The 26,001-nt window shown below is 58.4% G+C and carries 24 protein-coding genes and 3 pseudogenes; 9 read left to right on the forward strand and 18 right to left on the reverse strand.

The window, feature by feature from the left end; translation table 11 throughout:
• Nucleotides 1–149 precede the first annotated feature (149 nt).
• The 5 genes from QFW87_RS16535 (at nucleotide 150) to QFW87_RS16555 (ending at nucleotide 5,363) form a co-directional block, all read left to right on the forward strand.
• Entirely contained in the window at nucleotides 150–911 is a 762-nt protein-coding gene (locus tag QFW87_RS16535; RefSeq protein ID WP_283188271.1) for a gamma-glutamyl-gamma-aminobutyrate hydrolase family protein, read from the forward strand.
• A 351-nt stretch (nucleotides 912–1,262) separates the two neighbouring features.
• Entirely contained in the window at nucleotides 1,263–2,405 is a 1,143-nt protein-coding gene (potA, locus tag QFW87_RS16540; protein WP_283180582.1) for a polyamine ABC transporter ATP-binding protein, read from the forward strand.
• A 29-nt stretch (nucleotides 2,406–2,434) separates the two neighbouring features.
• Complete coding sequence (locus tag QFW87_RS16545; RefSeq protein WP_283184586.1) at nucleotides 2,435–3,316, forward strand: ABC transporter permease subunit; 882 nt, start codon at nucleotides 2,435–2,437, stop codon at nucleotides 3,314–3,316.
• Nucleotides 3,313–4,197: an ABC transporter permease subunit gene (locus tag QFW87_RS16550; protein ID WP_283188272.1), complete on the forward strand. Its 885-nt coding sequence runs from the start codon at nucleotides 3,313–3,315 to the stop codon at nucleotides 4,195–4,197. The genes QFW87_RS16545 and QFW87_RS16550 overlap by 4 nt, the downstream gene beginning before the upstream one ends.
• Before the next feature lie 68 nt (nucleotides 4,198–4,265).
• Complete coding sequence (locus QFW87_RS16555) at nucleotides 4,266–5,363, forward strand: polyamine ABC transporter substrate-binding protein (protein ID WP_283188273.1); 1,098 nt, start codon at nucleotides 4,266–4,268, stop codon at nucleotides 5,361–5,363.
• 253 nt (nucleotides 5,364–5,616) lie between these two features.
• Here the strand turns inward: QFW87_RS16555 and thpR are convergent, their stop codons facing one another.
• Nucleotides 5,617–6,156, reverse strand: coding sequence for an RNA 2',3'-cyclic phosphodiesterase (gene thpR, locus QFW87_RS16560; RefSeq protein ID WP_283188274.1), 540 nt, complete (start codon nucleotides 6,154–6,156; stop codon nucleotides 5,617–5,619).
• 60 nt (nucleotides 6,157–6,216) lie between these two features.
• Between thpR and QFW87_RS16565 the strand changes: the two genes are divergently transcribed.
• Nucleotides 6,217–6,411 (forward strand): hypothetical protein, encoded by a 195-nt coding sequence (locus QFW87_RS16565; RefSeq protein WP_033056474.1) that lies wholly within the window; start codon nucleotides 6,217–6,219, stop codon nucleotides 6,409–6,411.
• 14 nt (nucleotides 6,412–6,425) lie between these two features.
• Here the strand turns inward: QFW87_RS16565 and QFW87_RS16570 are convergent, their stop codons facing one another.
• Together QFW87_RS16570 and QFW87_RS16575 are read right to left on the reverse strand one after the other, a co-directional pair.
• A complete protein-coding gene (locus QFW87_RS16570; protein ID WP_283188275.1) occupies nucleotides 6,426–6,779 on the reverse strand; it encodes a DUF1428 domain-containing protein in 354 nt (117 codons plus the stop codon).
• A gap of 16 nt (nucleotides 6,780–6,795) precedes the next feature.
• Complete coding sequence (locus QFW87_RS16575) at nucleotides 6,796–7,863, reverse strand: hypothetical protein (RefSeq protein ID WP_283188276.1); 1,068 nt, start codon at nucleotides 7,861–7,863, stop codon at nucleotides 6,796–6,798.
• Nucleotides 7,864–8,159: 296 nt separating this feature from the next.
• Between QFW87_RS16575 and QFW87_RS16580 the strand changes: the two genes are divergently transcribed.
• Nucleotides 8,160–8,420, forward strand: coding sequence for a hypothetical protein (locus tag QFW87_RS16580; protein WP_283180588.1), 261 nt, complete (start codon nucleotides 8,160–8,162; stop codon nucleotides 8,418–8,420).
• Here QFW87_RS16580 and QFW87_RS16585 read toward each other — a convergent pair.
• The 6 genes from QFW87_RS16585 to QFW87_RS16610 form a co-directional block, all read right to left on the reverse strand.
• Nucleotides 8,392–9,339 carry an NAD-dependent epimerase/dehydratase family protein gene (locus QFW87_RS16585; protein ID WP_283180589.1) on the reverse strand — a complete coding sequence of 316 codons (948 nt, stop codon included), beginning with the start codon at nucleotides 9,337–9,339 and terminating at the stop codon, nucleotides 8,392–8,394. The genes QFW87_RS16580 and QFW87_RS16585 overlap by 29 nt on opposite strands.
• Before the next feature lie 3 nt (nucleotides 9,340–9,342).
• Nucleotides 9,343–10,458, reverse strand: a complete 1,116-nt coding sequence (locus tag QFW87_RS16590; RefSeq protein WP_283180590.1) for an efflux RND transporter periplasmic adaptor subunit — start codon at nucleotides 10,456–10,458, stop codon at nucleotides 9,343–9,345.
• Nucleotides 10,459–10,464: 6 nt separating this feature from the next.
• On the reverse strand, nucleotides 10,465–11,313 hold the full coding sequence (locus tag QFW87_RS16595; RefSeq protein WP_283180591.1) for a hypothetical protein: 849 nt from the start codon (nucleotides 11,311–11,313) through the stop codon (nucleotides 10,465–10,467).
• A 1-nt stretch (nucleotide 11,314) separates the two neighbouring features.
• Nucleotides 11,315–12,643, reverse strand: coding sequence for a glycosyltransferase (locus QFW87_RS16600; RefSeq protein WP_283188277.1), 1,329 nt, complete (start codon nucleotides 12,641–12,643; stop codon nucleotides 11,315–11,317).
• Nucleotides 12,644–12,648: 5 nt separating this feature from the next.
• The gene (locus tag QFW87_RS16605) at nucleotides 12,649–14,037 is read right to left on the reverse strand and encodes a diguanylate cyclase (protein ID WP_283188278.1); all 1,389 of its coding nucleotides are present in this window, start codon (nucleotides 14,035–14,037) and stop codon (nucleotides 12,649–12,651) included.
• A gap of 484 nt (nucleotides 14,038–14,521) precedes the next feature.
• Complete coding sequence (locus QFW87_RS16610; protein ID WP_283188279.1) at nucleotides 14,522–15,412, reverse strand: LysR family transcriptional regulator; 891 nt, start codon at nucleotides 15,410–15,412, stop codon at nucleotides 14,522–14,524.
• A 134-nt stretch (nucleotides 15,413–15,546) separates the two neighbouring features.
• Between QFW87_RS16610 and QFW87_RS16615 the strand changes: the two genes are divergently transcribed.
• On the forward strand, nucleotides 15,547–16,977 hold the full coding sequence (locus tag QFW87_RS16615) for an MFS transporter (protein ID WP_283188280.1): 1,431 nt from the start codon (nucleotides 15,547–15,549) through the stop codon (nucleotides 16,975–16,977).
• Nucleotides 16,978–16,990: 13 nt separating this feature from the next.
• Here QFW87_RS16615 and QFW87_RS16620 read toward each other — a convergent pair whose 3' ends face one another.
• The 8 genes and pseudogenes from QFW87_RS16620 to QFW87_RS16655 form a co-directional block, all read right to left on the reverse strand.
• Entirely contained in the window at nucleotides 16,991–17,431 is a 441-nt protein-coding gene (locus QFW87_RS16620; protein WP_283188281.1) for a cupin domain-containing protein, read from the reverse strand.
• A gap of 543 nt (nucleotides 17,432–17,974) precedes the next feature.
• The gene (locus QFW87_RS16625) at nucleotides 17,975–18,391 is read right to left on the reverse strand and encodes an arsenate reductase ArsC (RefSeq protein ID WP_283180597.1); all 417 of its coding nucleotides are present in this window, start codon (nucleotides 18,389–18,391) and stop codon (nucleotides 17,975–17,977) included.
• Nucleotides 18,392–18,449: 58 nt separating this feature from the next.
• A complete protein-coding gene (locus QFW87_RS16630) occupies nucleotides 18,450–19,385 on the reverse strand; it encodes a Ppx/GppA family phosphatase (RefSeq protein WP_283188282.1) in 936 nt (311 codons plus the stop codon).
• A 190-nt stretch (nucleotides 19,386–19,575) separates the two neighbouring features.
• On the reverse strand, nucleotides 19,576–20,394 hold the full coding sequence (locus QFW87_RS16635; RefSeq protein WP_283188283.1) for a CHAD domain-containing protein: 819 nt from the start codon (nucleotides 20,392–20,394) through the stop codon (nucleotides 19,576–19,578).
• Nucleotides 20,395–20,469: 75 nt separating this feature from the next.
• Nucleotides 20,470–20,861: pseudogene (locus tag QFW87_RS16640) on the reverse strand (sugar phosphate isomerase/epimerase); the annotation flags it as partial.
• 51 nt (nucleotides 20,862–20,912) lie between these two features.
• Nucleotides 20,913–22,316 carry an MFS transporter gene (locus QFW87_RS16645; protein WP_283180600.1) on the reverse strand — a complete coding sequence of 468 codons (1,404 nt, stop codon included), beginning with the start codon at nucleotides 22,314–22,316 and terminating at the stop codon, nucleotides 20,913–20,915.
• A gap of 556 nt (nucleotides 22,317–22,872) precedes the next feature.
• Nucleotides 22,873–23,063 (reverse strand): annotated as a pseudogene (locus QFW87_RS16650) (DUF1801 domain-containing protein); the annotation flags it as partial.
• A 29-nt stretch (nucleotides 23,064–23,092) separates the two neighbouring features.
• Complete coding sequence (locus tag QFW87_RS16655; protein ID WP_283188284.1) at nucleotides 23,093–23,329, reverse strand: hypothetical protein; 237 nt, start codon at nucleotides 23,327–23,329, stop codon at nucleotides 23,093–23,095.
• A gap of 171 nt (nucleotides 23,330–23,500) precedes the next feature.
• Here QFW87_RS16655 and QFW87_RS16660 point away from each other — a divergent pair, with 171 nt between their 5' ends.
• Nucleotides 23,501–25,264, forward strand: a complete 1,764-nt coding sequence (locus tag QFW87_RS16660; protein WP_283188285.1) for an L-lactate permease — start codon at nucleotides 23,501–23,503, stop codon at nucleotides 25,262–25,264.
• A gap of 30 nt (nucleotides 25,265–25,294) precedes the next feature.
• Here the strand turns inward: QFW87_RS16660 and glcC are convergent.
• Nucleotides 25,295–25,966, reverse strand: a pseudogene (gene glcC / locus QFW87_RS16665) (transcriptional regulator GlcC); the annotation flags it as partial.
• Between the last annotated feature and the right edge of the window lie 35 nt (nucleotides 25,967–26,001).

A 26,001-nucleotide genomic window follows, 5' to 3' on the forward strand; every position in this document is an offset into this window, starting at 1 on the left:
AGAGTGCCAAATCAGTCTTGCGCACCGTGTAAACCCTGAAGATCGGACGTGCGGCGTTTAGAATTTTTTACATGAGAGTTGTTAATTAAAATCAACAAGGCTAAGCTCCGGAAAAGCTCGTTCAAGTGTGAAACTTCGAGGTGATAAAAATGGCACTCAAGCCATTGATCGGTGTTACTGCGTGCGTCAAACAGATTGGCCTGCACCCCTACCATGTCAGCGGCGACAAGTACTTGCGTGCTGTCAGCGTCGCGGCTTTGGGGCTGCCGGTCGTCATTCCTTCTTTAGGCGATCTGACCGAAATCGATGACCTGCTCGCGCAGCTCGACGGTCTGCTGCTGACCGGCTCCCCCTCGAATGTGGAACCCTTCCACTATCAAGGTCCCGACAGCGCCCCCGGCACGGATCACGATCCGCAACGGGACGCCACCACCCTTCCCTTATTGCGTGCGGCCATTGCGGCGGGCGTGCCGGTGCTTGGCATCTGCCGGGGCTTTCAGGAAATGAACGTGGCGTTCGGGGGCAGCCTGCATCAGAAGGTCCACGAACTCCCGGGCATGCTTGATCACCGGGAAGCGAATCATCCGGATTTGGCGGTGCAATACGCACCGGCTCACGCGGTCAACGTGCAACCGGGCGGTGTGTTCGAGGCGCTGGATTTGCCTCAGGTGTTCCAGGTCAATTCGATTCACAGCCAGGGCATCGACCAACTGGCGCCCGGCCTGCGTGCGGAAGCGATTGCGCCGGACGGTTTGATCGAGGCGATTTCGGTTGAACACAGCCCGACCTTCGCCGTTGGCGTGCAGTGGCACCCGGAATGGCAGGTTCTGTCGAATCCTCTTTATTTGAGTATTTTCCAGGCGTTTGGCGATGCGTGCCGGCGACGGGCCGCGCTACGTAATAAGCGCTGACTTCAAACACGACTAAATCAATTACTGCCCCCGTGAGGCTGGCGGATACGCCTTTGCGCGCCAGTCCCTCACGACAACAACAAACGCGATAACAACAAGTACCACCAGGCAGCCAGGACGGCGGCGCCGAATAAGCCCGAGCGGTCAGCAAGCGCAATCCCCTGTAGGAGCGAAGCTTGCTCGCGAAGGCGGTGTATCAGACAACGATGATGTCGACTGACACGCCGTCTTCGCGAGCAAGCTTCGCTCCTACAGGGGTCATCGCCAACCGGTAACACCGGCTCGGGCTTGCAATCAACTATTAAGTCAGGCCGCGTTGGCCCGACGACTGAAACCTGTTGGGAGTTTCACATGGCAAACGCCTCCAGCATCTACAGGAAGGCTCTTGAAGGTCACCAGTCACCGAAAAAGGTGCTGGTGAAAGTCGACCGCGTCACCAAGAAATTCGACGAAACCACCGCGGTGGACGATGTCTCGCTTGAGATCCATCAAGGGGAAATCTTCGCCCTGCTCGGTGGTTCCGGCTCCGGTAAATCGACCCTGCTGCGCATGCTCGCAGGTTTCGAGCGCCCGACCGAAGGGCGGATTCTGCTCGACGGTGTCGACATCACCGACATGCCGCCGTACGAACGGCCGATCAACATGATGTTCCAGTCCTACGCCTTGTTCCCGCACATGACGGTGGCGCAGAACATCGCCTTCGGCCTGAAGCAGGATCGGCTGTCCAACAGCGAAATCGACGCCCGCGTTGAAGAGATGCTGCGACTGGTGCACATGACCCAATATGCCAAGCGCAAACCGCATCAACTGTCCGGTGGTCAGCGTCAGCGCGTGGCCCTGGCTCGCTCCCTGGCCAAGCGTCCGAAGCTGTTGCTGCTCGACGAACCGATGGGTGCGCTGGATAAAAAGCTGCGTTCGCAGATGCAACTGGAATTGGTTGAGATCATCGAGCGCGTCGGCGTGACCTGCGTGATGGTGACCCACGATCAGGAAGAGGCCATGACCATGGCCCAACGCATCGCGATCATGCACCTGGGCTGGATCGCGCAGATCGGCAGCCCGGTGGATATTTATGAGGCGCCGGTCAGCCGCATGGTTTGCGAATTCATCGGCAACGTGAACGCCTTCGAAGGCACGGTTGTGGAAGACCTTGAGGGTCACGCAATCATTCACAGCCCGGATCTGGAGCAAAAGATTTACGTCGGTCACGGCGTCAGCACCTCGGTGCAGGACAAGTCGATTACTTACGCGATCCGCCCGGAAAAACTGCTGGTCAGCACGACCAAACCCGATACCCGCTACAACTGGTCCGAAGGCAAAGTGCATGACATCGCCTACCTCGGCGGTCACTCGGTGTTCTACGTGGAATTGCCTGGTGGCAAGGTCGTGCAGTCGTTCATGGCCAACGCCGAACGCCGTGGCGCACGTCCGACCTGGGACGACAAGGTCTACGTGTGGTGGGAAGACGACAGCGGCGTGGTACTGCGCTCATGAAAACACTCAATCAGCAGTTCATGCGGCTGATGCCGAGTGGTCGAAAGCTCGTCATCGGGATTCCTTTCCTGTGGCTGTGCCTGTTTTTCCTGTTGCCGTTCTTCCTGGTGATGAAGATCAGCTTCTCGGAAGCGGCGCTGGCCATTCCTCCTTACTCAGAGATCTACACCTTCGCCGAGCAGAAATTTCAGCTATTGCTCAACATCGGCAACTACTCGCTGCTGACCCAAGATGAGTTGTACATCTCGGCCTACTTCGGCTCGTTGAAGGTCGCGTTTTTAAGCACGCTGATGTGCCTGGTGATCGGTTTTCCGATGGCCTACGCGATCACCAAGACCAACAAGGAAACGCAAAACGTTCTGCTGTTGCTGATCATGATGCCGACCTGGACGGCGATCCTGATCCGTGTTTATGCGTGGATGGGCATTCTCAGCAACAACGGTTTGCTCAACGGATTTCTGATGTGGACCGGGCTGACCTCGCACCCGATCGAGATCCTCAACACCAACACGGCCGTCTACATTGGGGTGGTTTACGCCTACCTGCCGTTCATGGTGTTGCCGCTGTACGCCAACCTGGTCAAGCACGATCATAGTCTGCTGGAAGCCGCGTCGGACCTGGGGTCGAGCAACTTCAACAACTTCTGGAAAATCACCGTGCCGCTGGCCAAGAACGGGATCATCGCTGGCTGCATGCTGGTGTTCATTCCGGTGGTCGGTGAGTTCGTGATTCCGGAACTGCTGGGCGGACCGGAGACCCTGATGATCGGTCGCGTGCTGTGGCAAGAGTTCTTCAATAACCGCGACTGGCCGGTGGCGTCTGCCCTGGCGGTGGTGATGCTGTTGATCCTGATTGTGCCGATTCTGCTGTTCAACCGCAGTCAGGCCAAAGAGATGGAGGCACGGGGATGAAACGCTTCGGATTTTCAAAGTTCATGCTGATTTTCGGCCTGTCGTTTATCTACCTGCCGATGTTGATTCTGGTGATCTACTCGTTCAACGCCTCGAAACTGGTAACCGTATGGGGCGGCTGGTCGTTCAAGTGGTACGCCGGCCTGCTCGATAACTCGCAACTGATGGGTTCGGTGGTGCGCTCGCTGGAAATCGCCTGCTACACCGCGATTGCTGCGGTAGCGCTGGGGACGTTGGCGGCGTTTGTGCTGACTCGCGTCACGCGCTTCAAGGGCCGCACGTTGTTCGGTGGTTTGGTCACCGCGCCATTGGTGATGCCCGAAGTGATCACCGGTCTGTCGCTGTTGCTGCTGTTCGTGGCCATGGCGCAGTTGATCGGCTGGCCGCAGGAACGTGGCATCGTCACCATCTGGATCGCCCACACCACCTTCTGTGCGGCGTATGTGGCGGTGGTGGTCTCGGCGCGTTTGCGTGAGCTGGACCTGTCCATCGAAGAAGCGGCCATGGACCTCGGGGCGAAGCCGTTCAAGGTGTTTTTCCTGATCACCATTCCGATGATCGCGCCGTCACTGGCGGCCGGCGGCATGATGTCGTTTGCCCTGTCGCTGGATGACCTGGTGCTGGCGAGTTTCGTGTCCGGCCCGGGTTCAACAACCCTGCCGATGGAAGTGTTCTCGGCGGTGCGTCTGGGCGTGAAGCCTGAGATCAATGCCGTGGCCAGCCTGATTCTGCTCGCCGTATCGATCGTGACCTTCATGGTCTGGTACTTCAGCCGTCGCGCCGAAGCGACCCGTAAACGTGCGATCCAGGAAGCGATGGACCAGACCGCCAGCGAATCCTGGCAGCAACCTAAAAAGCAAATGGTAAAAGCGACGGCCTAGTGCCGTCGTTATTCACTGCATTGCGTCAACGATAAAAGCTCTTTAGTAGAAAGAATGGAGTTGTACCGATGAAAATGTTTGGCAGGACTCTGCTGACACTGTCCTTATTGGGCGCGATTGCCACCGGCGCCCAGGCCAATGACAAGGTACTGCGCGTCTACAACTGGTCGGATTACATCGCCCCGGACACCGTCAAGAAGTTCGAAGACGAGACCGGCATACGCGTGACCTACGATGTGTTCGATAGCAATGAAACCCTTGAGGCACGGCTGCTCGCCGGTAAATCCGGCTACGACATCGTCGTGCCGTCCAACAGTTTCCTGGCCAAGCAGATCAAGGCTGGCGTCTATCAGGAACTGGATAAGTCGAAGCTGCCGAACTGGAAAAACCTCAACCCGGTCCTGCTGAAAAATGCTGCCGCCAGCGATCCGGATAACGGCCATGCCTTCCCGTACATGTGGGGCTCGATCGGCATCGGTTTCAACCCGGAAAAGGTCAAGGAAGTGCTTGGCAGCAACGCGCCGACCAACTCCTGGGACCTGCTGTTCAAACCGGAAAACGCCGCCAAGCTGAAAGCCTGCGGCATCAGCTTCCTTGACTCGCCGACCGAGATGCTCCCGGCCGCCCTGCACTATCTGGGTTACCCCGTGAACTCGCAGAACAAGGAGCAGATCGCCGAAGCAGAAGCGCTGTTCATGAAGATTCGTCCTTCGGTGGCGTACTTCCATTCGTCGAAATACATCTCCGACCTGGCCAACGGCAACATCTGCGTGGCCGTCGGTTACTCCGGCGATGTGCTGCAAGCCAAGGCGCGCGCCCAAGAAGCGGGCGATAAGGTGAAGGTCGATTACAGCATTCCCAAGGAAGGCGCGGGCAGTTTCTACGACATGGTCGCGATCCCTCGGGACGCGGCGAACGTGGAAAACGCCTACCTGTTCATGAACTTCCTGATGCGCCCGGACATCATCGCCGAGATCACCAACAACATCGGCTACAGCAACGCCAACGCGGCGGCCACGCCTTTGGTGGATGAAGCAATTCGCAATGATCCGGGGTCGTATCCGTCGCAGGCTGTGATGGCGACGCTGTATGCCATTCCGGACATGCCGATTGGCGTTCAGCGGGTGATGACCCGGGGGTGGACGCGGGTGAAGCTCGGCAAATAACCACAAAAATCCGCTTCTGTAGGAGCTGTCGAGTGCAACGAGGCTGCGATCTTTTGATCTTGTTTTTTCCGGATCAAGATCCAAGATCGCAGCCTCGTTGCACTCGACAGCTCCTACAGGGGGTGGTGGACACACTCAATTCTGATTTCCGTTCACGCAGCGCCTTACCACCGCTGCACTCCTATCTGTAGAACGGCCTCACCTGGCTTCCTCGGTTAAGGTGAATTTGGGCGCCCTCCTCGGGCGCCTTTTTTTATGATGGAACGAGCGGCCATTCGGCCAGCGCTCGGTAGCGGCCCTTATGGGATTCGAACAGGGTGAAGTGATCGGCCCGCAGATAGAACTCGGGCGGCGTCGCGGACTCTGGCACCGGCACTCGGTAATCACGCATCAGCGTCAGATGCGGCCGAAACTCCTTCGGCGAATCCTCAACCCCGAACGGCAGCATGGCCTGCTCAAGCGCATAAACCAGCCGAAGTAATTCCGGTGATGCCTGCTCTGGCGCTAACACCAACACCCCTGCCCTGCGCCAGACATCCAGCCGATCAAGCGCAACCTTCAAAGGCACTCCCGGCGTTCGAACATTGGCAGCGGCCGCGCAGATATCGGCGATTTTCGCCACCTCGACAGCGCCCAAAAACATCAACGTCAGGTGAAAGTTTTCCACCGGCACCGGGCGTCCGCTCCTGAGTTCAAGTGCGCTGCGCCATTGGGCAATGGCCCGACGTTGCTCGGGCGTGCAGTTCAGGGCAAAAAACAGTCGTTTTAACGGCTCATGGGATTCGTCGCTCATATCTGGCACCTCCTGACATCCAAGTTATAGTTCATGCAAACGATGCAACTGGAGGGGGCCATGCGCGAGATCATCAGCAAGGAGCCATGGTGGGCTGTACCACCGAAACCCGGTCAGGATGAGTCCGAGCTGGAATGGGGCTGGCTGGTTCATTACAACGAAGGTGAGCCGCGCTTCGAGTTCATCAAAGAGCGGCCGACAGACAGCGAAATCCGTAATCGCAAGAGTTGCAGGATCACCCCGACACCGGAGTGATCCTGTCGTTGGTTTCAGGCTTTTACGATCATTTCGAACCCGCCAAAGATCAGCCTCTGGCCATCGAACGGCATCGGGTTGACGTCCTGCTGCATGCGCGGATCGGTCATGAGTTTTTCCATGCCTGCATCGCGGGTGGTCTTGTCGGGCCAGATGATCCAGGAAAACACCACGGTTTCGTCTTCCTTGAGTTTTACCGCCAGTGGAAACGAGGTCACTTTGCCGTCAGGGACGTCGTCGCCCCAGCATTCGGCGACGCTGAGGGCGCCGCTTTCCTTGAAAATGACAGCGGCGGTTTCGGCGTGCTTCTTGAATTTTTCGCGGTTGGCGGTGGGTACGGCTGCGATGAAGCCATCAACGTAGGACATGGTCGTTCTCCTTGGGTTATGGGGCGATCTGCTGGTTAGTCGATTCCGTCGGCCCCCACTCGACAGATCCGCTGCCCGAACTGACCGACGGTACTTCGGCGCTCCCCGCCAGGTTGCCCTCGATCTGCGCCGCCATGTACAACGTACCGGCCATCACGCCGGTGGTCGGGTTTTGCACCAGCTTCAGCCAGGCCTTGTCGAACGTGTTACCCAGACTGCTGCGAATCAGTGCCTCGCTGTCAGGCCGGTCATTGGCCTGGATAATCGCGCGAATCCCCGCCACACCCACGGAAATCAAGCCCCCGGCCAATTTGCCCGCAGCAGCGGCCACCGCACTGGCCGCACCTCGCGGGACCATTTCGGCTTCCATCCGTTGGCTGGCGCGCTTGGCCACCGGCGCCATGGCGGTGTCGGTCGAATCCACTCCTCGGTCGCCACCTGCCTTGTGGATCTTGTCGATCAGCGCCGCGTAGGCCGGTAGCGTGTTCAGCGGTTGGGTGTGCACGACCTGATACAGCGAGGCATTCCGGGCGGGCGGCGGGCCCAGGGCAATCGCGGGAATTTTCTGGATACGGCCGTTGAGCTGAGCCATCGGCACGCCGTGGCGCTGGGAGATTCGCTGCAGTTCTTCCTGAAGAATGTCCACATAGAACGCCGCTGCCAGGCCGAGAATCGCGTCAGGATCGATCTCCACCGCGACCGGCGCCAGCACGCGCTGTCGGTATTGCTCCAGCAGATAGGCTGCCAGGCGCTTGGCCGAGGCATCCTGCTCGCCCTTGGCGCTGAGCGTGTACCAACTGACCTTCATCGACAGCCATTCCTGGGTCCAGTAACTGCTGAACCATGGAATGAAGTTTTCTTCGGTCAGTTGATAGACCCGCGTTCGCCAGTAATCCATGGCACCGCGCGCGTAGATTTTGGTCTGCTCGGTGGCCGATTGCGACGCCGCGACAATCTCCCGGTCCACCATTTGCCAGGTGCTTTGGGAAACAATCACCGGCACCACTTCCACTGGCGCACGCGCAGGCGTGGCGCATCCCGCCAACACCACCAACACGGCGACGATCAGCGAACGCAGGTTCAAGATCGCGGTTCTCTCGGGTTGAAATCAGATCAAGGGCTATATGCCTGAGTATAGGTGGCTGCCCACCTTGGGGCCGGAACAGTCAGCGATGATCCCACCATCACTTATGTCGATATTCACCATCGCCGCGAACGCCTTCCGCTCAAAAACCGTCAGCGTAGGATCAGCCTTAACCCAACGCAAAACCCCGCATCGGAGGGGCGAATCATGATTATCCATCTCCTGACCTGCCTGGCCCTGACGGCCGTCACACTGAGCGTTTTTTCCTGGTACGTCCTGTCCGAGGAGCGCACGTCATGATTCACTCCGTGACCCTGGCTGTAAGCTTTGCGGTGTTCGGCAACAACTACTATTCCCAGTCCTTCGTTTGGCGCAAAACGTTCGAACTGGTGTTCGACAAAAACTTCGAGGCGCTGCTGATGCCGTCCGCCGCCAATCACTTCAACAATGAAGTGATCGGGCTCAATGATCAGTTCCGGTTCCTGAGCGATGTGCTGGAGGAGCACCTGCTGGCGACTGAGCTCGCCGCTACCGCCCCCCGGAATCAATACTTCTGAGCAGTTGACCCAGGCCCTCGGCAAAACAGGTCGGTGAGCTCAAGGAAAAACGCTCAAGCAGGCGACGGTTGTCGGCGCGCGAATGTTTGATGTCACCGGAACGTGGCGCGTCGTAGTTCAACGTCAGGGGTCGCCCCAGGAGTTCGCTCAATGCCGCCGCCAGATCGTTAACGCTGGTGGACCGGTTAAACCCGACATTGACCGGCTCGATACACGGCTTTGACCCTCCGACCGCCTGTACCAGGACCTTTACGAGGTCATTGACGTAAACAAAATCCCTTGTTTGCTCCCCATCACCGTAAACCGTGATGGGGAGTTTTTTTTGCGCCCTCTCGCTGAAAATGCTGATGACACCGGAGTAAGGCGATGAAGGGTCCTGACGAGGTCCGTAAATATTGAAAAACCGCAGAATGACCGGTTCAAGACCGTGTTGGCGTCGGTAGAAATCGAGGAAATGTTCGCTGGCCAGTTTGTCGGCGGCATACGGCGTCAGCGGATTCTTGGGCGTGTCCTCGGTAATCGCCATGCCCTCGCCATTGTTGCCATAGATCGCCGCACTGGACGCGTAAACCACCCGTCTTACGCCTGCCTGGCGCATGGCTTCGCAGATATTCAGCGTACCGACGAAATTGCTTTGGTGAGTCGCGACCGGGTCATCGACCGACGCCTGCACCGAGGCTACCGCCGCCAGATGCACCACCGCGCTGCAGTCTTTCATCGCCCGCTCCACCGTCGGCGCGTCGGCGACATCCCCCACCACCAGGGTCAAATGGCAGCGATCAATCGGCAAGTTCGACAATTTCCCACTGGAAAGATCGTCCAGAACCCGTACGCTATAACCACTTTCAAGGAGTGCTTCGACCAGGTGCGAACCGATGAAACCGGCACCGCCCGTCACAAGAATTCGATCAGCAGTCATGATTTATTTACTCCCCGGTGCAGTGGTGGGTGTTCGATCCATTGCAATGAAGTCGCCTATTTGCTCGATGAATTCACGGCTGTTACTGAGCATTTGTTGCCAGTCGGTGGGAAAGCGCACATTCAACGGCAGTTGATCGATTCTCCAGCGCGGCGACAGAGGGCGATCAAACCGGGCGGCGACCTGCAAGCCCATTTCGCTGGCAGCGAATGGCCCACGCAACACCGTCGGCGTGCGACCGGCGCTGTCGACAGCCTGGACAACATGGGCCGCCAACCACTCGCCATCGGGCATGCGTACGCGCAGCGGCTGGCCGATCGCGGCGTAGCTGATATTCAGCGGTTCCAGATAAATCCACAGCAGGGGCTCTTCCAGCCGCTCAAGGCGCATCAACAACGTACCCGCACCGACGTTTTCGCCGGGAGTGACCAACACCTCCGCAATTCGACCGCTCTGCGTAGCCTTGACCGACAATGCGGCGAGGCGCGTTTTCAACCACTGTTTTTCGGCGGTCTGTTGAATAATCTCGCGCTCAACGCTCAACGGCGACTGACGAGCCAATTGTTCGCGGCGCTCGAACGCCAACAGGTCTGCTTTAAAAGCATCGAGTTCGGATTGGGCGGCCAGCACTTCTCCACGAGAGACGGCGCCTGATAAAACGAGGTCCTCAAGCACCTGTACGCGCTCCTCCGTCCTGCTCACTCGGGTCCTGAGCAACTGACGTTCCCTGGTGTCCAGTTTGGTGTTGGTGGTGGGCACCGTTTTGGTCGGCATCGCAGTGAGCTGCGAGAGTCGCGCACGCCATTCGGGATTGTCGAGACTGACCAACGGCTGATCAATCTGGACCTGCTCCCCGGCCATGACGAACAGCTGATCGACCCGACCGGCATCCCGCGCGCGCACCTCAAGAATCGGCAGGCGCAATTGCGCCGGTGCGTCGATCATCAACATGCCGTAAGCCAGCTTCCCTCCCAACCAGATCAAGGGACTCGCAACCAGGAACAAGATCAAATACCAACGCACGCGAAACGCCATGCGTTTGCCCGGCGCGTAAAGCACAGTCAATCCTTGTTCCTGGGTGGGGTTCAGTTCTTTGCGACTATCGAATCGAATCTTCATGACGGCTCACCGTTTTGGAAAGTCTCGCCAGGCTTGCCAGTCAATGCCGGCAATTCCCCGTGGTTGCAGCTGTTCGCGCCAGACACTGGTCTGGTGCTGCAACTGCTCAGTCGACGCGCCGGCCCAGGACTCTGTGGCATCCAGTTGCGGCTCCGTGCTTTGCGCCAGGCGAAACTGCAGATCGGGCCAACGTTGGGCGATCTGCTCTGCCATTCGTGCGCTGTTTTTCGGGTTACGGGTGTAGATCATCAGGCTGACCTGACGCACGCCCGCCTCGGGAAGCGCGCACGGCAGACAGGTTTTTCCGGGTTTTGCCTCAGCGAACCAACGATGGTGACTGGAGATTTCTACCGGCCATGGGCTGGCTGCTGAGGCTGCGCGCAAGGTATCGAGCAAGTCCTTCAAGCGCTGATCAGGGACCGGCACGCCCAGTTGTTCGAGTTCCAGGTCCAGGTGCAGGCTGGTGAATGAAAGCCCCTTCAGCTTCGCCAGTAAGTCGGTGAGCTGATGGCGCTCCTGCGGTTCGATCCAGGCCGGATCGCCGAGCAACAGGCTGACTTGCACCCCCTTGCCGGCCGCGTCCTGCAGCAATTGCTCCAGCCGTTGGCGCGTCGTGGCAAGGTCTTTCAACTGGGCGGACTTGAGGCCAAGGTAGATCTTGTCCATCCCGGCTTTACGCAGTTGCTCGAGCTCCGCCTTACGTTGGTCGGGATCGAGCAACGCTTCGCTGTCCCAGACATAACTGGCCTGGGACCATTGGCTCGACTGCGCCCCCACCGCCGGAGCCGAAAGGGGTTGTGCGGCCAGTATCGTGGGGGGCAACGACAGCGTCAGCAGCAGAAGTATCGATCGCATATCAAAACCTCGTGGCTCGTTTAAGCACCCACCACGGCGCCATCGAGCTTTCTTCGTGGCCCCGGCGAAAAATCTCGTTGAGCATGGCCACTGCGCTCCAGCACCGCAGGAGTAGCATGAACAGCGGAAAGAAAGGTACCAACAACCCCAGGGTCATGTCCTTTGCAGGTCGGTCGGACACCATCAACAACATGGCGCCGAACAACATCGCGGTGATCGTCAGGTACAGCGCATAGATCAGTACAAACAGAAACAACAGCGTCTTGCCCGGCAGAACAAACAACGCCAGCAAGGTGTAGCTGAAGATGAGGAACGGCAGCACCAGCTGAAAAAAGAAGCCGCTGAGCAGGATCATCAGAAAGGTCGGCCAGCCCAACAAGTTGGGGTTGATGTTGTGGTTGTGCTTTCTGATGTAGAGAAAAAACAGGTCGCCATCCCAGCGCAAGCGCTGCATCAGAAACTGACCGAGCGTAGACGGTGCATCGGTGTGTCCAATCGCTTCCGGCTCGAAGGGAATCCTCAAGTCGTGTCGCTTGAAGTAACTCTTGATGCGCAACGTCAGGTCCAGATCCTCCGCGGTGTGCGTGTTCCAGCCACCGATTTTCACCAGAAAGCTGCGGCGGAATGCCCCGAAGGCCCCCGAGACGTTATTGACCAGGTTCCATTCGGCCAGACCGATTTTCGACATGTGGATGGACAACAGGTATTCCAGAGCCTGCATCGCGGTCACCCACGAAGCCCAGACATTGCGCACTCGCAGGCTACCCGCGACCGCAGGCACCGACGGGTCCTCGAAATGGCGCACGATGGAGCTGACCATGTTGTTGTCGAAGGACGTGTCACCATCGAGCGCCATCACGATTTCACCGCTGGCAAGCGACAGGCCGGCGTTCAACGACGACACCCGCCCGCCCCTCTGCCATTTGGCGATCGGGCGCAAATGGCGTCTGGGGTACAACTGCGGATCCACGTTGAAACTGCGAACGGCGCTGAGCGTCGGCTGGTTCACCGTGGCCCCGTCCACCACCGGAATCATCTCGATGTGGCCGGGGTAGGTTTGCTCGCACAGGCTTAACAGCGTGGTCTGAACATCCATCCCTTCGCTGTAGCAGGTAATGATGCAAGAGACCTTGGGCCGATAGACACTGATCTTCGGCACACGGGTGCGCCGACGTGTGAACCAGCGCAATACCCCCAGCATCACCATGATCATCAGGGGCAATTCAAAGATCAGAAATAAGGGAAAAAGCATAAAAAACAACCGGCTCAAACCATCCGGCCCCATCAACGCGCTGAGTGCGTTGTAGAGTTGCTCCAGTAAAGGGCTCATGGCGGTCACACCAACTCACTGGCCAGACGGGCCAGTAGTAGTTCGCCATCTTCCTGCTCGAGAAGATCCTGGGGCGCCGTGATGCTGACGACACGCAGGGAAATGTCGCTGACCTCCGGTGCTGAAAACAACTCGGCGACCCGGCTCAAGCGTTGTTTGACGGTTTCCAGGCCCTCGCCATCGGTATGGGGAAGCATGATCCAGAGGTACTCTTCGGTACTCCGAGAGCAGCGGTCTGTTTCCCTGACGGTTTCCTTCAACCGATCAGCCACGCTATCGATGAAAGCATGGCCGTGGTGTTCACCCAGGCGAGTCAGCGTACCGGCCAGGTTGACGAAGCGCAGACCGAGCAGTGAGAAGGCAGGCGACTGGTAGCGGCGTACGACCTGCATCTGCCAGGTCAGCAGGTCATAGAAATCCTTCCCGCCTAACAGATTGAGTCGACCGAAGTGATGGACCGTTTGATCGCTGAACTCCTGGCGGCAGCGGAAACGGCCGGCCTCGGCCAGGCGGAAATCTCTGACCTCGCGTACTCGCAACTTGTCAGGCGTGTGTGACAAGCCGCAATCCAGGCAGCGCGCCTGCACGTCGGCATCGACAAAAAACGCCTGACATGACCGACAGCGATAGTTCTCCATCGGGCGGTCGTAATCACTGCCGATATGACGCAACCGGTTCAAGCAGTTGGGGCACAACAACACCCCGTCCTTGAGAAAGGATTCCTGTGGCCCCACATGCCCACAGGTAAAGCAGTGCAATGAAGGCTGCCGTGAAATGTCCAGGGCCTGACATTCTGCACACACATCAATATAGTTGAGCCGGCCCGAGCCACACTCCGAACACAGGCGAACGCGATCGACCAAAATCCCCTCTTCCAGCCAGTCCTGCTGCACCATCAAACTGAGCCAGACAAACGAGTTGACCTGCTCGTTATCAGCCAGGGCGTCCAGCAACGGATAGCGATAATGCTGAGGCACCTCCGGGTCTCGAAGGGCATAGATGTGGGCGTTGTCGCGCAACCACAACCATGAAAGCACCCGACTTTCAAAACGCTCGGGGGCGGAACCCTGTTTGAACAACCTGTAGCGTTCTCGCCACACCCCCCAGAGGGTTTTTGTTTCGCTGGAATCGACAGGGCACGCGCCATCACCCAAGGCTTCACACCAGCCGTTCTGATCACGGCAGCAGTAAATGAGGCTGTAGCGATAAGGGGAAATGGCGCGCAACTTTCGAAGCACCCGCCCGGCATAATCCGCTGGCAGGTCCAGCAGCAGGACATCAAATGCGGGGGCAGCCAACAAGCTACTCAGATCGGCGAAGTGCTCAAGCTCCGGAAGATTCAAGCTTGGAACTCGATTACCCAGTATCGCAATCCGTGGAGTTGGAGTCGGCATGACGCATGGCCTCTGCAGACAGACAAATACGGTTAAAAGGAGTTAGAAACACTAGCACCGCAGCAGAAAAACGTCAGTATTATTATGAAGTTATTTTTTGATTTATCGACCGCCAATATTTTGCCATTAACCTTTATTGGATCCCGCCTTGCTCACCGAGCTGCGGCTCGGCAAATTGCCTCGTCACCACCAAAAATTAATCAATTATATTTCATCAGGTTATACACACTAAGTAACTCAGGCGTTACAACCATACTCACTGCTAGTTAATGGCCACCATTGATAGCATCGCGCCATTTAATTGCATTAGCAGACACTTCTCATTTGCGACATTGCCTTCCCGCCACCGCCTATACACTAATAAGTTCAAATTATTTTTATACCAAAATCACCCAGCGATAGAACCAGAACAATCAAGCAACAGTTACATGAGTGAAACATCATTGTTTCAATAATGAACATTAGATCAAATCTGACAACTTTCTTACTCAGCACAAACATCCCGAAGGCAACCCCGCAACCAGCGATGCACAGGATCGGCATCCAGCCGCGGATGCCAGAGCATGGCGACGGTGAACGCAGGAAGAGACAACGGCAGTGCAAAGCTGTGCATGCCGGTGCGCAGGCTTGCGGTGTGGCGTTCAGGAACGCTGGCGATCAGGTCAGTGGCCCGGGCGAGCGCCAGCGCAGTGGAGAAGCCTGCAACGATTGTTGCTATCTGCCGCTCCAGTCCCAGGAGCTCAAGGGCTTCATCAATGGGTCCCTTGTCGAGCCCCCGCCGCGAGACGCTGATGTGGCTGCCTGCCGCATAAAGTGCGGGGGTTATCTCGCCTTCGCTGAGTGGATGCCCCATTCGCACGACGCCAATAAATCGGTCCCGAAACAAGCCTTGCGTACGCAATTCCGGCCCAGCGGTTTTCCCCACCACACCCGTTTCCAGATCGACCGTCCCGTCGCGCAGTGACGCGCTGTCTTTGTCGGGTTTGTGCATGAAGCGCAGCCGCACGCCAGGGGCTTGCTCGGCGACACGGGCAATCAGGTCCGCACCAAAATTCTCGACAAAGCCTTCACTGGTAAGCAGCGTGAACGTGCGGCTCAGTTGGCTTAGGTCGGGTTGCTCGGCAGGCCGAAGGACCGCTTCTGCGTCCTGCACCAGTTGGCTGACCCGCTCGCGCAGTTCGAGCGCTCGCGGGGTGGGCACCAGACCCCGCCCGGCCCTGACCAACAGCGGATCGCCGGTAGTTTCGCGCAATCGCGCCAGCGCCCGGCTCATGGCCGACGGGCTCAGGCGCAAGCGCTTGGCGGCGCGCGCCACGCTGCCTTCGGCGAGCAGCACATCAAGGGTGATCAGCAAATTGAAATCGGGAGTGGACATGCAGCGCCCCGCGGCAGAGTGAGGTGGCGTTGAACGCACGTATCAAGTGCAAATGGTGCGCCTTGCGCCATGTTAGGCCGGGGCGTAGCTTTCTGATAGCTCCGCTTCGGGAGTGGCCAGAAAAGAGGAATAGCATGAAATCACTCAGTGCAATCGCAGAGGGTGCGCAACAGACACCGTCAGTTCGGTGGGCGCTGGCCAGTCTTTCGCTGTCGATGCTGCTGTCCTCGCTCGGCACCAGCATCGCCAATGTGGGTTTGCCGACCTTGGCCGAGGTGTTTAACGCCTCCTTCCAGCACGTGCAGTGGATTGTCCTCGCCTACCTTCTGGCGATTACTACCCTGATCGTCGGTGTCGGTCGGCTCGGAGACATCACGGGTCGTCGGCGGTTGCTTTTGGCCGGCATCGGCGTGTTCACCCTGGCGTCGGCCCTGTGCGGCTTTGCGTCCACGCTCTGGCTGCTGATTGGCGCCCGCGCGCTGCAAGGCCTCGGTGCGGCAATCATGATGGCGCTGACCATGGCCTTTGTCGGCGAGACGGTGACGAAGGCTAAAACCGGCAGCGCCATGGGCTTGCTCGGGACGATGTCGGCGATAGGTACCGCGATGGGGCCGTCGCTCGGTGGCCTGCTGATTGGCGGGCTCGGTTGGCAGGCGATTTTCCTCATCACCGTACCGCCGGGCTTGTTGACGCTGGTGCTCGCGCATCGCTACTTGCCTGCCGACCGCCAAAAGCCCAAGGCCGATCGCGCCGGCTTCGACCCGCTGGGCACATTGCTGCTGGCGTTGACACTCGCCGCTTATGCGCTGGCGATGACCCTTGGGCGAGGCAGTTTCGGCCCGCTTAACATCGCCTTGCTGTTGGCGGCGGGCGGCGGCGTCGGCCTCTTCGTGTTCGCCGAGGCTCGAGTCACCTCACCGTTGATTCGGTTGGCGATGTTCCGTGATCCCGTGCTCAGTGGCAGCCTCGCCATGAGCCTGCTCGTCGCGACAGTGATCATGGCGACGCTCGTGATCGGGCCCTTCTATCTCGCGCATGGGCTGGGGCTCGATGCGGTTCTGGTTGGACTGGTGCTGTCGGTCGGGCCGTTTGTCGCGGCACTGACGGGTGTGCCTGCAGGCCGTATTGCCGACCGCTTTGGCGCCCAACGCATGACCCTCGCCGGGCTCATCGCCATGGCGACCGGATGCCTCACGTTATCGGTATTGCCGGAGACGTTCGGCATCGGCGGCTATCTCTTGCCCATGGTCGTGATAACCCTCGGCTATGCCCTGTTCCAGACAGCCAACAACACGGCGGTCATGGCGGATGTTCAGCCGGACCAGCGAGGCGTCATCTCCGGCATGCTCAACCTGTCGCGCAATCTGGGGCTCATCACAGGTGCGTCCGTCCTGGGCGCGGTGTTCGCGCTCGCATCGGCCTCGGTCGACATTGCAACGGCGCGACCCGAAGCGGTTGCCAGCGGTCTGCGGATCACCTTCGCCGTGGCGCTGGTGCTGATCGCTGTCGCACTGGCCATCGCGTTGGGAAGCCGCGCGCTGGCAGTGCGTCGTGACCGCCGATAACCCGATACCTCGTTTACTTTTCCAGCACGACCAGTGGTGTGTCTTTCTTCACAATGTACGTCGCCAGCTCAGACGCTTTGTTCGCGCCGACGTTCTTCGCGACGTGCGCGGTGCCTGCGGGGATGTACAAGGAATCGCCAGCCTTAAGCGTTACCGGTGGCCGCCCCTCAAGCTGATATTCAAACGTGCCCTCAATCACGTAGGCCACTTCCACCCCGGGATGAGAATGCTTGGGGGAGGTCACACCCGGTTCGAAATCAACGCGAACCTGGATCACTTCACGCCCGGAGACGTCGAGGTCCTGGCGCAGCAGATCGGTGCGGTGAAGACCCGCCTGCCAGCTTTTTACTGGAGGCGCCTCTTGTGCTTGAGAGACGCCCGCGAAGGCGGTGAGTGCCGCGGCAACGGCGACGCCGAGCATGCCAGCGGTGATACGGTGGTTGAAACGGGACATGGCATTTCTCCAATCTGTGCGCGGGAATATCGCGCGGAGCTTGCCGCGGATGCGGTGGCTCTATTCAGAGGCCGCCGTGTATCGCGCAAGTGTCGGAATGCCTTGAATTTGTATGCGAAGTTAGCTGCAGCCGCGCGGGATACGTTCCGATACAAACGGATCCGGCGCACACGAAAAAGCCCGCACAAGGCGGGCTTCGAAATCGAGTAGGTGGCCGGTGCTGGTCTCCGGCTTACAAGGTTTATCAGGACTCCCACAGAACAGTTTTGTGCTGTCCTGCTTCACACGGCATAAGGGCTGGATCTCAGCGCGGAGATCTTTCTAACCGTGTACCCTTCGGAACGCGCCCCACGTTTCCTCGCCATCCGCTTGCGCATCAGTCTGCGTCTTCACCTACACCTTCAAGATTAGTACAAACTCCAAAGCGCAAGGCGGGCTTTTTAGAACGATTTTGCCCTTTGGGTAGCGCTACAGGATGGAAAAACACTAACACCAGTGACACACCTCACTGGGTCAAAGCACAGTGCCGGCCCCTCCCTCGATCTATGACTGCCTGGTCTTCACGGTGACGAACATTTTGATGCGGTCGTGAATTTCCTGGAGGGCATGACGAAAAGGCTCATGGCGCTCACTGGTCGCCGGATCTTCGAAGCTCCACACCATCACCTCGCCGGAAGTTGGCATCCGGGAGGCTTCTTCGGACGATTTATCACACAGGGTGATGACATAGTCGAACGGCTGCCCCTCAAACTCATCGATTGCTTTACTACGTAACCCCGCGCGGTTTACCCCAATGTGATCGAGAGATTCCAAGGTGCGTGAGTCGATCTCACTGGCCTCAAGGCCAGCGCTGAAGGCTTCGAAGCGTACCGAGTCAGTGTGTCGCAGCAGTGCTTCTGCCATGAGTGATCGAACGTCATTTTTCGCACAAACGAACAGCACTCGACATTTGTCAGTCATAACGTTCTTCCCCTGTTTCAAACTGTTGGCCTTCATCGAGGCAAGGTTGCTGGGTTGATCAGTGTTTACTCATCAGTCCATGCAGAACGCCGAACCTCAGACCCGGCTCGGAAGGCGTCATATGCGAGACACCAAATACCTTGAATGCCGCCAGCATGAGCACCAGCCCCCCAGGCAAGATGCTCTGGCGGTGGGTTTGCAAGCCCGCCAGGCCGAGCTGTTTGACATGCCCCACTTCAAGCAGGCGCAACGACAAACGCAACAGACCGCTGTAGGTGATGCCGCTTTCGCCATAGTCGTTCAACCCGTTGGCCTTGAGGACTTTGGCCAGCATCCGTGCGGTGCCTGAAGAGCCAATCACCTGCTGCCAACCCAGCGCGCGATAACGACGTGCCACTTTTTCAAATTGTAGAGTGGCGACGCGCTCAGCTTCCAGGAGCGCCTGAGCCGTGATACAGCCACCCTGAAAGTAACGCGCGCCGAAGGTGCCGCTCCCTATCGCAATACTCTCGGTCATCAGGGGCTGCGCGCCCTGCCCCAGAATCAATTCAGTGGAGCCGCCACCGATATCCACGACCAATCGCCTGTTTTCGGTACCGGGTATCGTATGGGCAACACCGGCGTACACCAGTCGGGCCTCTTCATGCCCAGAGATGACGTCAATACGAAACCCCAGATGCCGCTCCGCGCTGGCCAAAAACAGTTGCGCATTGTCGGCTTCGCGCACGGCACTGGTCGCCACCGCCCGCACACGACCGGCCTCGAAGCTGCGTAACTTTTTGCCAAATCGCGCGAGCGCTTGCCATCCCCGATCCAGAGCCAACTCGTCCAGCGCGCCGCCTTGAGACCCCTCCGCCAAACGGACAGGTTCACGCAGGGTTTTCACCTCCTGGATCACGAACCCCTGACGCCGTCTGACTGACTGGCCGATCATCATGCGAAACGCATTAGAACCAAGGTCAATGGCTGCAAATAGAGAGGCGTCTCCTTTCATGGGGGGATTCCTTGCAAGCTGAGCGCACTAGGCGGTTTGCGAGGATCTTGCCATGGGGTCGATGACGCTAAGATGACACCCGCTGCCCTTTACGGATGAGCAGACTCCAGGATCGCGGGTCTTGAGGATGTGATCTTCGAAGGACGCAAAAAATGTGTCATCGCTGTAACCTTCGACAGTAATACTCAGGCTATACAACGCGTGCTCGTTCTTCTGCTGCCACTGTAGGCGGCTTTTTTTTGCCTGATGATTTTGGCAGCCGTTTTGCCAAGCCTACCAATTGGGTCTCGGCTTTTTCGAGAGCGGTCGCTGCGCAGCTCTGCCAAATCTTTTCCAGCGGGCGCAGGTCGGATTCGATCAGCGCCTTTTGGCACCATTGATAATGGTCATGCCAGGAGCCCAAAGCCGATTGCAGTGCCTTGAGAGAACTCGCCGCTTTCCGCGAGAGAGGTGAAAGCTTGGGAAAAGCTTCCGTGAGGTAGCGCGTGCGCTTGACCAGGATTCTCAACTCGTGCCGATCGAACTCAGCGTCATCCACGGCAGCATGCAGCCGGTCAATCTGCTTCTTCAGTGCTTTTTCAATTTGAGGTTGGATGTGCTTTAAACCGCCGTTGACTTCCACTGAGCGAAAAATGGAAGGCCAATCATCCAATTGGATGAACAGGTTGTTGAGGTGTGGGCTTTTTAGAACCCTGGTGTAGTGAGATGCCAAGCGCGCTTTCCTGACCTGAACCTGGGCAGGAAAGCCCCTGCCCTCCAGTTCCTGAATCATCACCTCCAGATCCCGAGCGGGCGCAGTCAGCCTTCCCACTTCAGCTGCCGCGATGTTCAGCGTCGCCACCTCGTTCATGGCGCGCATCGGTCGGAGCAAACTCCTGATACGCCTCACGGCGATCCTCAGATCATGCAACGCTTCGCTATCCGTTCGTGCTTCCAACCGAGCATGGGCGTGATACAGGGCAACCTGAAGCGCCAGTATCTCAGCAACGAACTTGTCGACGAATGCCATTCGGTCATCTCATTGAAACGGAATTGACACGAGCTTAGCAGAGGCAGCGACCATCACATATTGACCACCTTGAGATCATTCCTGGCACCCTTTCCAGACCTTGCGCATCAGCTCCTTCAGCATCAACGCCTCGGCCCAGCGATCGGTGATGTCACTTCCGTGGGCACCCGTCATTGCATACGGCGGCGGACCGAGTTCACAGGTAAAGGACAGGCTGGCGGGTGTGTTCGGTCGGGCCAGCCAATCCTCAATCCCATAGCGCCACCAGCCCAGGAAACGCTCCAGTCAGGGTCGATGCAGGAGACCTGTTCGCCATTGGCGACGCGACCATGAAACCCCCAACTGTGACGCAGGATGGTATGGATCTGCTCGTCGTCCTCGGCAGTGGCCGGCTCTGGCAGTTCGCGGCCCACGACATAGTGGGACAAGTCGGCCATCAGTTTGAGATCGGGCATTTCAGCGAGGATGTGGGCGCATGGCCTGCGGACGGGACGTCAGCAGGCCATGCGCGTCGCCGTTTACAGGTCGGTGATTTCCTTATGGCGTGGCACTAGCGTCTTCATCACACTCCACGCCACCAGATAGGCCACCGCACAGATGGCAAACATGATCATGTAGCCGGTATGGATATCGCCGATCAGTTTGTAATGGTCGATCACCCAACCGCCGGTCTTGGTCATCACGACGCCGCCCAAGCCACCTGCCAAACCACCAATACCGACCACCGAAGCGATGGTTTTCTGCGGGAACATGTCGGACACGGTGGTGAAGATATTGCACGACCACGCCTGGTGTGCGGATGCGCCCACGCCGATCAGCAGCACCGGCACCCAGAAACTGATGTAACCGAATGGCTGCGCCAGCAGTACCAGCAGCGGGAAGAAGGCGATCACCAGCATGGCTTTCATACGGCCGTCATACGGCGCGTCGCCGCGTGCCATGAAATAGCTGGGGAACCAGCCGCCGCCGATACTGCCCACCATGGTCATGCTGTACAGCACGGCCAGCGGCAACACGATGGCCTGGCCCTTCATGCCGTATTGCGCCGACAGGTAGGTCGGAAGCCAGAACAGGAAGAACCACCACACGCCGTCGGTCATGAATTTGCCAAAGGCAAAGGCCCAGGTCTGGCGGTAGGTCAGCAACTTGAACCACGATACTTTTTTGGCGGCGGCACCCGAGTCTGTGCCGGTGAGCGCTTGTGCGCCCTGATCGCTGCGAATGTAGGCCAGCTCTTGCACCGACAGGCGTTTTTGCTGCTCCGGTTTTTCGTACAGCGCAATCCATACCACCACCCAAACGAAGCCCAACGCACCGATCACGATGAACGCCGCTTCCCAGCCCCAAAGGCCGGCAATCAGCGGCACGCAGATCGGTGCCAGGATCGCGCCCACATTGGCGCCGGAGTTGAAGATACCGGTGGCGAACGAACGCTCCTTCTTCGGGAAGTATTCGGCGGTGGCCTTGATGGCAATCGGGAAGTTACCCGCTTCGCCGATCGCCAGCACGGCGCGCGACAGCATGAAACCGGCGATCGAAACCGGGATGACGGCAAGGCCCAAGGCGCTGCTGATGCCGGCAATACCCTCGCCCATCGGCTCCGCAAAGGCGTGCATGATCGCGCCGGTCGACCAGATGCAGATCGCTACCACATAGGCCTTCTTGGTGCCGATCTTGTCAACGAAGCGCCCGGCGAACAGCATGGAGATCGCGTACACAAACTGAAAGACAGAGGCGATGTTCGCGTAATCGGTGTTACTCCAGCCAAATTGCGTCGACAGATCCGGCGCCAACAGACTCAGTACCTGGCGGTCCAGGTAATTGACGGTGGTGGCAAAAAACAACAGCGCGCAAATCGTCCAGCGGTACTTGCCGACGGCCTGGCCGATTCGTTGCGGATTGATGGGCTCGTTCAGATTCATGGCATCACTTTATTGTTGGATTATGGTGATGATCTCTCGGTTTCAAGCGAGATCAATTGTGTCGTAGAGCATCGTCAAAACGCGATGGGTCCACGCCACTGTATTGCGGGCTCGAAAATGGGTATTCCATGCTCAGCGGCTGGAGTTGGACATCTAGCAAGAGCTATGGAGCGTTTGGTGGGACAGTCGTATGCAACAGGCCTGACTGCAGGAATGGGCAAGCAGTCAAGGTCGAACCGTAAGAAGCGGCATTCAGGGGGATGCGCAGGCGGATTGAATTCATGATGGGGCCGACACTCGTTTTTATTTTTAGTGTTTAACAGTCGATGATCGTCTGTCGTCGTACAACCATGCCTTTTATAGCGAGTTCACTACCTGGCTGTCAATCTGAAAAAGCAGCCGTTCGTCTCGACAAAGACTGCCCGTTAACATTGCGATATCGTACACACGCTGCTGATTGTGGGCACGTTAGACTTTTGACGTTTCGGGTGTTAATCGCAGGGTATGGAAGATTTGATGATTGAGCATTGTTGTACGACAACACACTTCATAAGCCATGACCTTCGAGGCTGGCGTTGAAGAGGCCTGAAGGGTCTTCCAGCGAAGCGCCCTTGGCAAACGTCAGCTTCACGACCTGCTTGTAGGTCTGACCGGTGCAGATGATTCCGGCGTGCGACCACACTGGAGCCCCCGCCACTTCCATTCCTCGACCACGTCGGGGTCGGTCTGCTGGATGAGCGTTCGGACTTCTTTATGAGGGTGTCCAAAACCGGGCTTTACAGCGTTTTTTGACTGTTGCCGAGGGTCTTGGCCTTTTCGATCCCCCAGTCAAAGGCTGCCTCCATGTCCAGCAGATGCGGTTTTGGATCGTGGTCCTCAAAAATGGCCGTGCCGTCCGGCCGGTAAACACCGATGAACATTCCCAATGAGCCGTCCTTCAATATCTCGGCTTTGACCTCGATCTTGCATGCGTTCGACAACGTTTCCTTGTGGTGCATATGGCGTTCAGTCATGGCTGCATTTCTCCCGTCGTTGAAGTCCGAGTAGCGCGTTTACCCATTGGCCATGTTAGCTCAGTGCGGCCCACTGAAAGGCCTGCCAGGACAGCGGCGTAATGCCACCTATACTAGAAGCCACCGCTCACACGGGGTCTGCACCCCAACAATAAAAAGCAGAGGTGGAACATGGTCTGGCAGCAACTCTACGATCCGTTCGGCAACCCGATACTTTCAACCCTCATGGCAGCAGTGCCGGTCGTGGTGATGCTGGCAGCCCTGGCGTTTTTCCATATCAAGGCGCATCTGGCCGCATTGATGGCTCTGGCCTCGGCGCTGGTGATCGCGATCTTTGCCTTCGGCATGCCGGCGAACATGGCCGGCTCGGCCGCACTTTACGGCGCCGCCAATGGCTTGCTGCCCATTGGCTGGATTGTGCTCAATATCATCTTCCTGCATCGGCTGACCACCGAGAACGGCTCGTTCAAAGTGCTGCAGGATTCCCTGGCGCGCATCACCGACGATCGACGCCTGCAATTGCTGCTGATTGCCTTCTGCTTCGGTGCTTTCTTCGAAGGGGCCGCAGGCTTCGGTACGCCGGTGGCGGTGACCGGGGCGATTCTGATCGGGTTGGGCTTCTCGCCTCTGGCCGCGTCTGGCCTGGCGTTGATCGCCAACACCGCGCCCGTGGCGTTCGGTGCGCTGGGCACGCCGATCATCACCCTGGCCAAGGTGACCGGGCTGGATGAAATGGAGCTGTCGATGATGGTCGGCCGGCAATTGCCGTTCTTCTCGGTGATCGTGCCGTTCTGGTTGATCTGGGCCTTCGCCGGCTGGCGCAAGATGCTGGAAATCTGGCCGGCGATTCTGGTGGCCGGGGTCAGTTTCGCCGTGCCGCAGTTCCTGGTGTCCAACTACCACGGGCCGATGCTGGTGGACGTGATCGCCGCGCTGATTTCCATGGCCTGCCTGACCGGTTTCATCAAGGTCTGGAAACCGGCCACCATCCATACCTCCGCCGCGCTGTCAGGGCGGGTAGACAACTCAAAGATCGACGATGAGCACGACGTACAACCCACGGCGACCGCCACCTTCAACAGCGAAAACCGCTCGGCGGTGATGCGCGCCTGGATGCCTTGGATCATCCTCACGATCTTTGTGTTCGCCTGGGGCACCCAGAGCTTCAAAAACATGTTCGATACTCGCGCGGCGATCGATCCGGCCACCAGCTCCGCCAAACTCGACCCGCAAGGCAAACCGATGCGCGAAGCCAACCCGATTTTCGCCCCGACGCTGACCTTCACCACCATTCACCAGCAGATCGAGAAGGTTCCACCGGTGGTGCCTGCGCCGAAAACCGAAGAGGCGATCTACAAGTTCAACTGGTTCACCGCCACCGGTAGCGGCATCCTGTTGTCGGCGATCCTCGGCGGGTTGCTGATGGGTTACTCCATCCCGCAGTTGATCCACCATTACCTGCGAACGATCTGGTTGGTGCGTTACTCGTTGATTACTATCGTGGCGATGCTCGCCCTGGGCTTCCTCACCCGCTACTCAGGCCTGGACGCCACCATGGGCCTGGCCTTCGCCGCGACGGGCATCTTCTACCCCATGTTCGGCACCCTGCTCGGCTGGCTCGGCGTGGCCTTGACCGGCTCGGACACGGCGTCCAACGTGCTGTTCGGCGGCTTGCAACGGGTGACCGCCGAGCAGTTGGGGATCAGCCCGGTGTTGATGGCTGCTGCCAACAGTTCCGGCGGGGTCATGGGCAAGATGGTTGACGCGCAGTCGATCGTGGTGGCGTCCACCGCCACCCGCTGGTACGGACATGAAGGGGAAATCCTGCGTTATGTGTTTTTCCACTCGATCATCCTGGCCATTCTGGTCGGTGGCCTGGTGACGTTGCAGGCGTATGTGGCGCCGTTCAGCAGTATGGTTGTGGGCGGGCATTGATTGACGTAGCCCGGGCTCACCGCCCGGGCCTTACGCCCACCCCTCAAGTCGCAGCATGGCCCTAACCAGACGCTGTTCCTCGCTTTCGATTTCCTTGAGGTTTTCGCAGATGCTCTGGATGTGCGCGATGGCCGCCTTGCGTGCTTGCTCCGGCATACGGCCGGTGACGGCGTTGTAGAGCCGCGCATGTTGACGGTCGATCTGACGCTTTTGTGGCTCGCGGTGGTAGAGGTTGTTGACCGAGGCAAACACCGTGTTCAGCAATAAGTCCGTCAGCGAGCGCAAGGTCTGCACCAGCACCGGGTTGTGCGAGGCCTCGCAAATCGCCAGGTGGAACGCATGATCGAGTCAGGCGTGTTCGGACGCCTCCAGCGAACGGCTATGGGCATTGAGCAACGCCTCGTAGCTGCGGGTGATGAGGACAAAGTCAGCGTCGGTTCCGCGCAAGGCTGCCAGGCGTGCAGACTCGCCTTCGAGCAGGCTGCGGACTTCGAACAAATCGTAGAGCGTGCGGGGTTGTGAGCTGAACAAGTGCATCAACGGCGACGCGGCACCGTGGCCCGAAAGGTCGGCTACAAATGAGCCTTTGCCCTGCTCTGTCTTGATAATCCCGCGAACGCGCAACAGCTTGAGGCCCTCGCGAAGTGCAGTGCGGGAAACGCCGAGTTTTTCGGCCAGACGACGCTCCGAGGGCAACAGCTGCTGCACCAATAAAAAACTACCGAATAAAAAACTGG

This window comes from Pseudomonas sp. PMCC200344 (assembly GCF_030053095.1).
GTDB classification, from domain to species: Bacteria; Pseudomonadota; Gammaproteobacteria; order Pseudomonadales; family Pseudomonadaceae; genus Aquipseudomonas; species Aquipseudomonas svalbardensis.

Coding starts and splice junctions, on each gene's coding strand:
- QFW87_RS16535 (WP_283188271.1), top strand. CDS start 150: ATGGCACTCAAGCCATTGATCGGTGTTACTGCGTGCGTCAAACAGATT.
- potA (WP_283180582.1), top strand. CDS start 1,263: ATGGCAAACGCCTCCAGCATCTACAGGAAGGCTCTTGAAGGTCACCAG.
- QFW87_RS16545 (WP_283184586.1), top strand. CDS start 2,435: ATGCCGAGTGGTCGAAAGCTCGTCATCGGGATTCCTTTCCTGTGGCTG.
- QFW87_RS16550 (WP_283188272.1), top strand. CDS start 3,313: ATGAAACGCTTCGGATTTTCAAAGTTCATGCTGATTTTCGGCCTGTCG.
- QFW87_RS16555 (WP_283188273.1), top strand. CDS start 4,266: ATGAAAATGTTTGGCAGGACTCTGCTGACACTGTCCTTATTGGGCGCG.
- thpR (WP_283188274.1), bottom strand. CDS start 6,156: ATGAGCGACGAATCCCATGAGCCGTTAAAACGACTGTTTTTTGCCCTG.
- QFW87_RS16565 (WP_033056474.1), top strand. CDS start 6,217: ATGCGCGAGATCATCAGCAAGGAGCCATGGTGGGCTGTACCACCGAAA.
- QFW87_RS16570 (WP_283188275.1), bottom strand. CDS start 6,779: ATGTCCTACGTTGATGGCTTCATCGCAGCCGTACCCACCGCCAACCGC.
- QFW87_RS16580 (WP_283180588.1), top strand. CDS start 8,160: ATGATTCACTCCGTGACCCTGGCTGTAAGCTTTGCGGTGTTCGGCAAC.
- QFW87_RS16585 (WP_283180589.1), bottom strand. CDS start 9,339: ATGACTGCTGATCGAATTCTTGTGACGGGCGGTGCCGGTTTCATCGGT.
- QFW87_RS16590 (WP_283180590.1), bottom strand. CDS start 10,458: ATGAAGATTCGATTCGATAGTCGCAAAGAACTGAACCCCACCCAGGAA.
- QFW87_RS16595 (WP_283180591.1), bottom strand. CDS start 11,313: ATGCGATCGATACTTCTGCTGCTGACGCTGTCGTTGCCCCCCACGATA.
- QFW87_RS16600 (WP_283188277.1), bottom strand. CDS start 12,643: ATGAGCCCTTTACTGGAGCAACTCTACAACGCACTCAGCGCGTTGATG.
- QFW87_RS16605 (WP_283188278.1), bottom strand. CDS start 14,037: ATGCCGACTCCAACTCCACGGATTGCGATACTGGGTAATCGAGTTCCA.
- QFW87_RS16610 (WP_283188279.1), bottom strand. CDS start 15,412: ATGTCCACTCCCGATTTCAATTTGCTGATCACCCTTGATGTGCTGCTC.
- QFW87_RS16615 (WP_283188280.1), top strand. CDS start 15,547: ATGAAATCACTCAGTGCAATCGCAGAGGGTGCGCAACAGACACCGTCA.
- QFW87_RS16620 (WP_283188281.1), bottom strand. CDS start 17,431: ATGTCCCGTTTCAACCACCGTATCACCGCTGGCATGCTCGGCGTCGCC.
- QFW87_RS16625 (WP_283180597.1), bottom strand. CDS start 18,391: ATGACTGACAAATGTCGAGTGCTGTTCGTTTGTGCGAAAAATGACGTT.
- QFW87_RS16630 (WP_283188282.1), bottom strand. CDS start 19,385: ATGAAAGGAGACGCCTCTCTATTTGCAGCCATTGACCTTGGTTCTAAT.
- QFW87_RS16635 (WP_283188283.1), bottom strand. CDS start 20,394: ATGGCATTCGTCGACAAGTTCGTTGCTGAGATACTGGCGCTTCAGGTT.
- QFW87_RS16645 (WP_283180600.1), bottom strand. CDS start 22,316: ATGAATCTGAACGAGCCCATCAATCCGCAACGAATCGGCCAGGCCGTC.
- QFW87_RS16655 (WP_283188284.1), bottom strand. CDS start 23,329: ATGACTGAACGCCATATGCACCACAAGGAAACGTTGTCGAACGCATGC.
- QFW87_RS16660 (WP_283188285.1), top strand. CDS start 23,501: ATGGTCTGGCAGCAACTCTACGATCCGTTCGGCAACCCGATACTTTCA.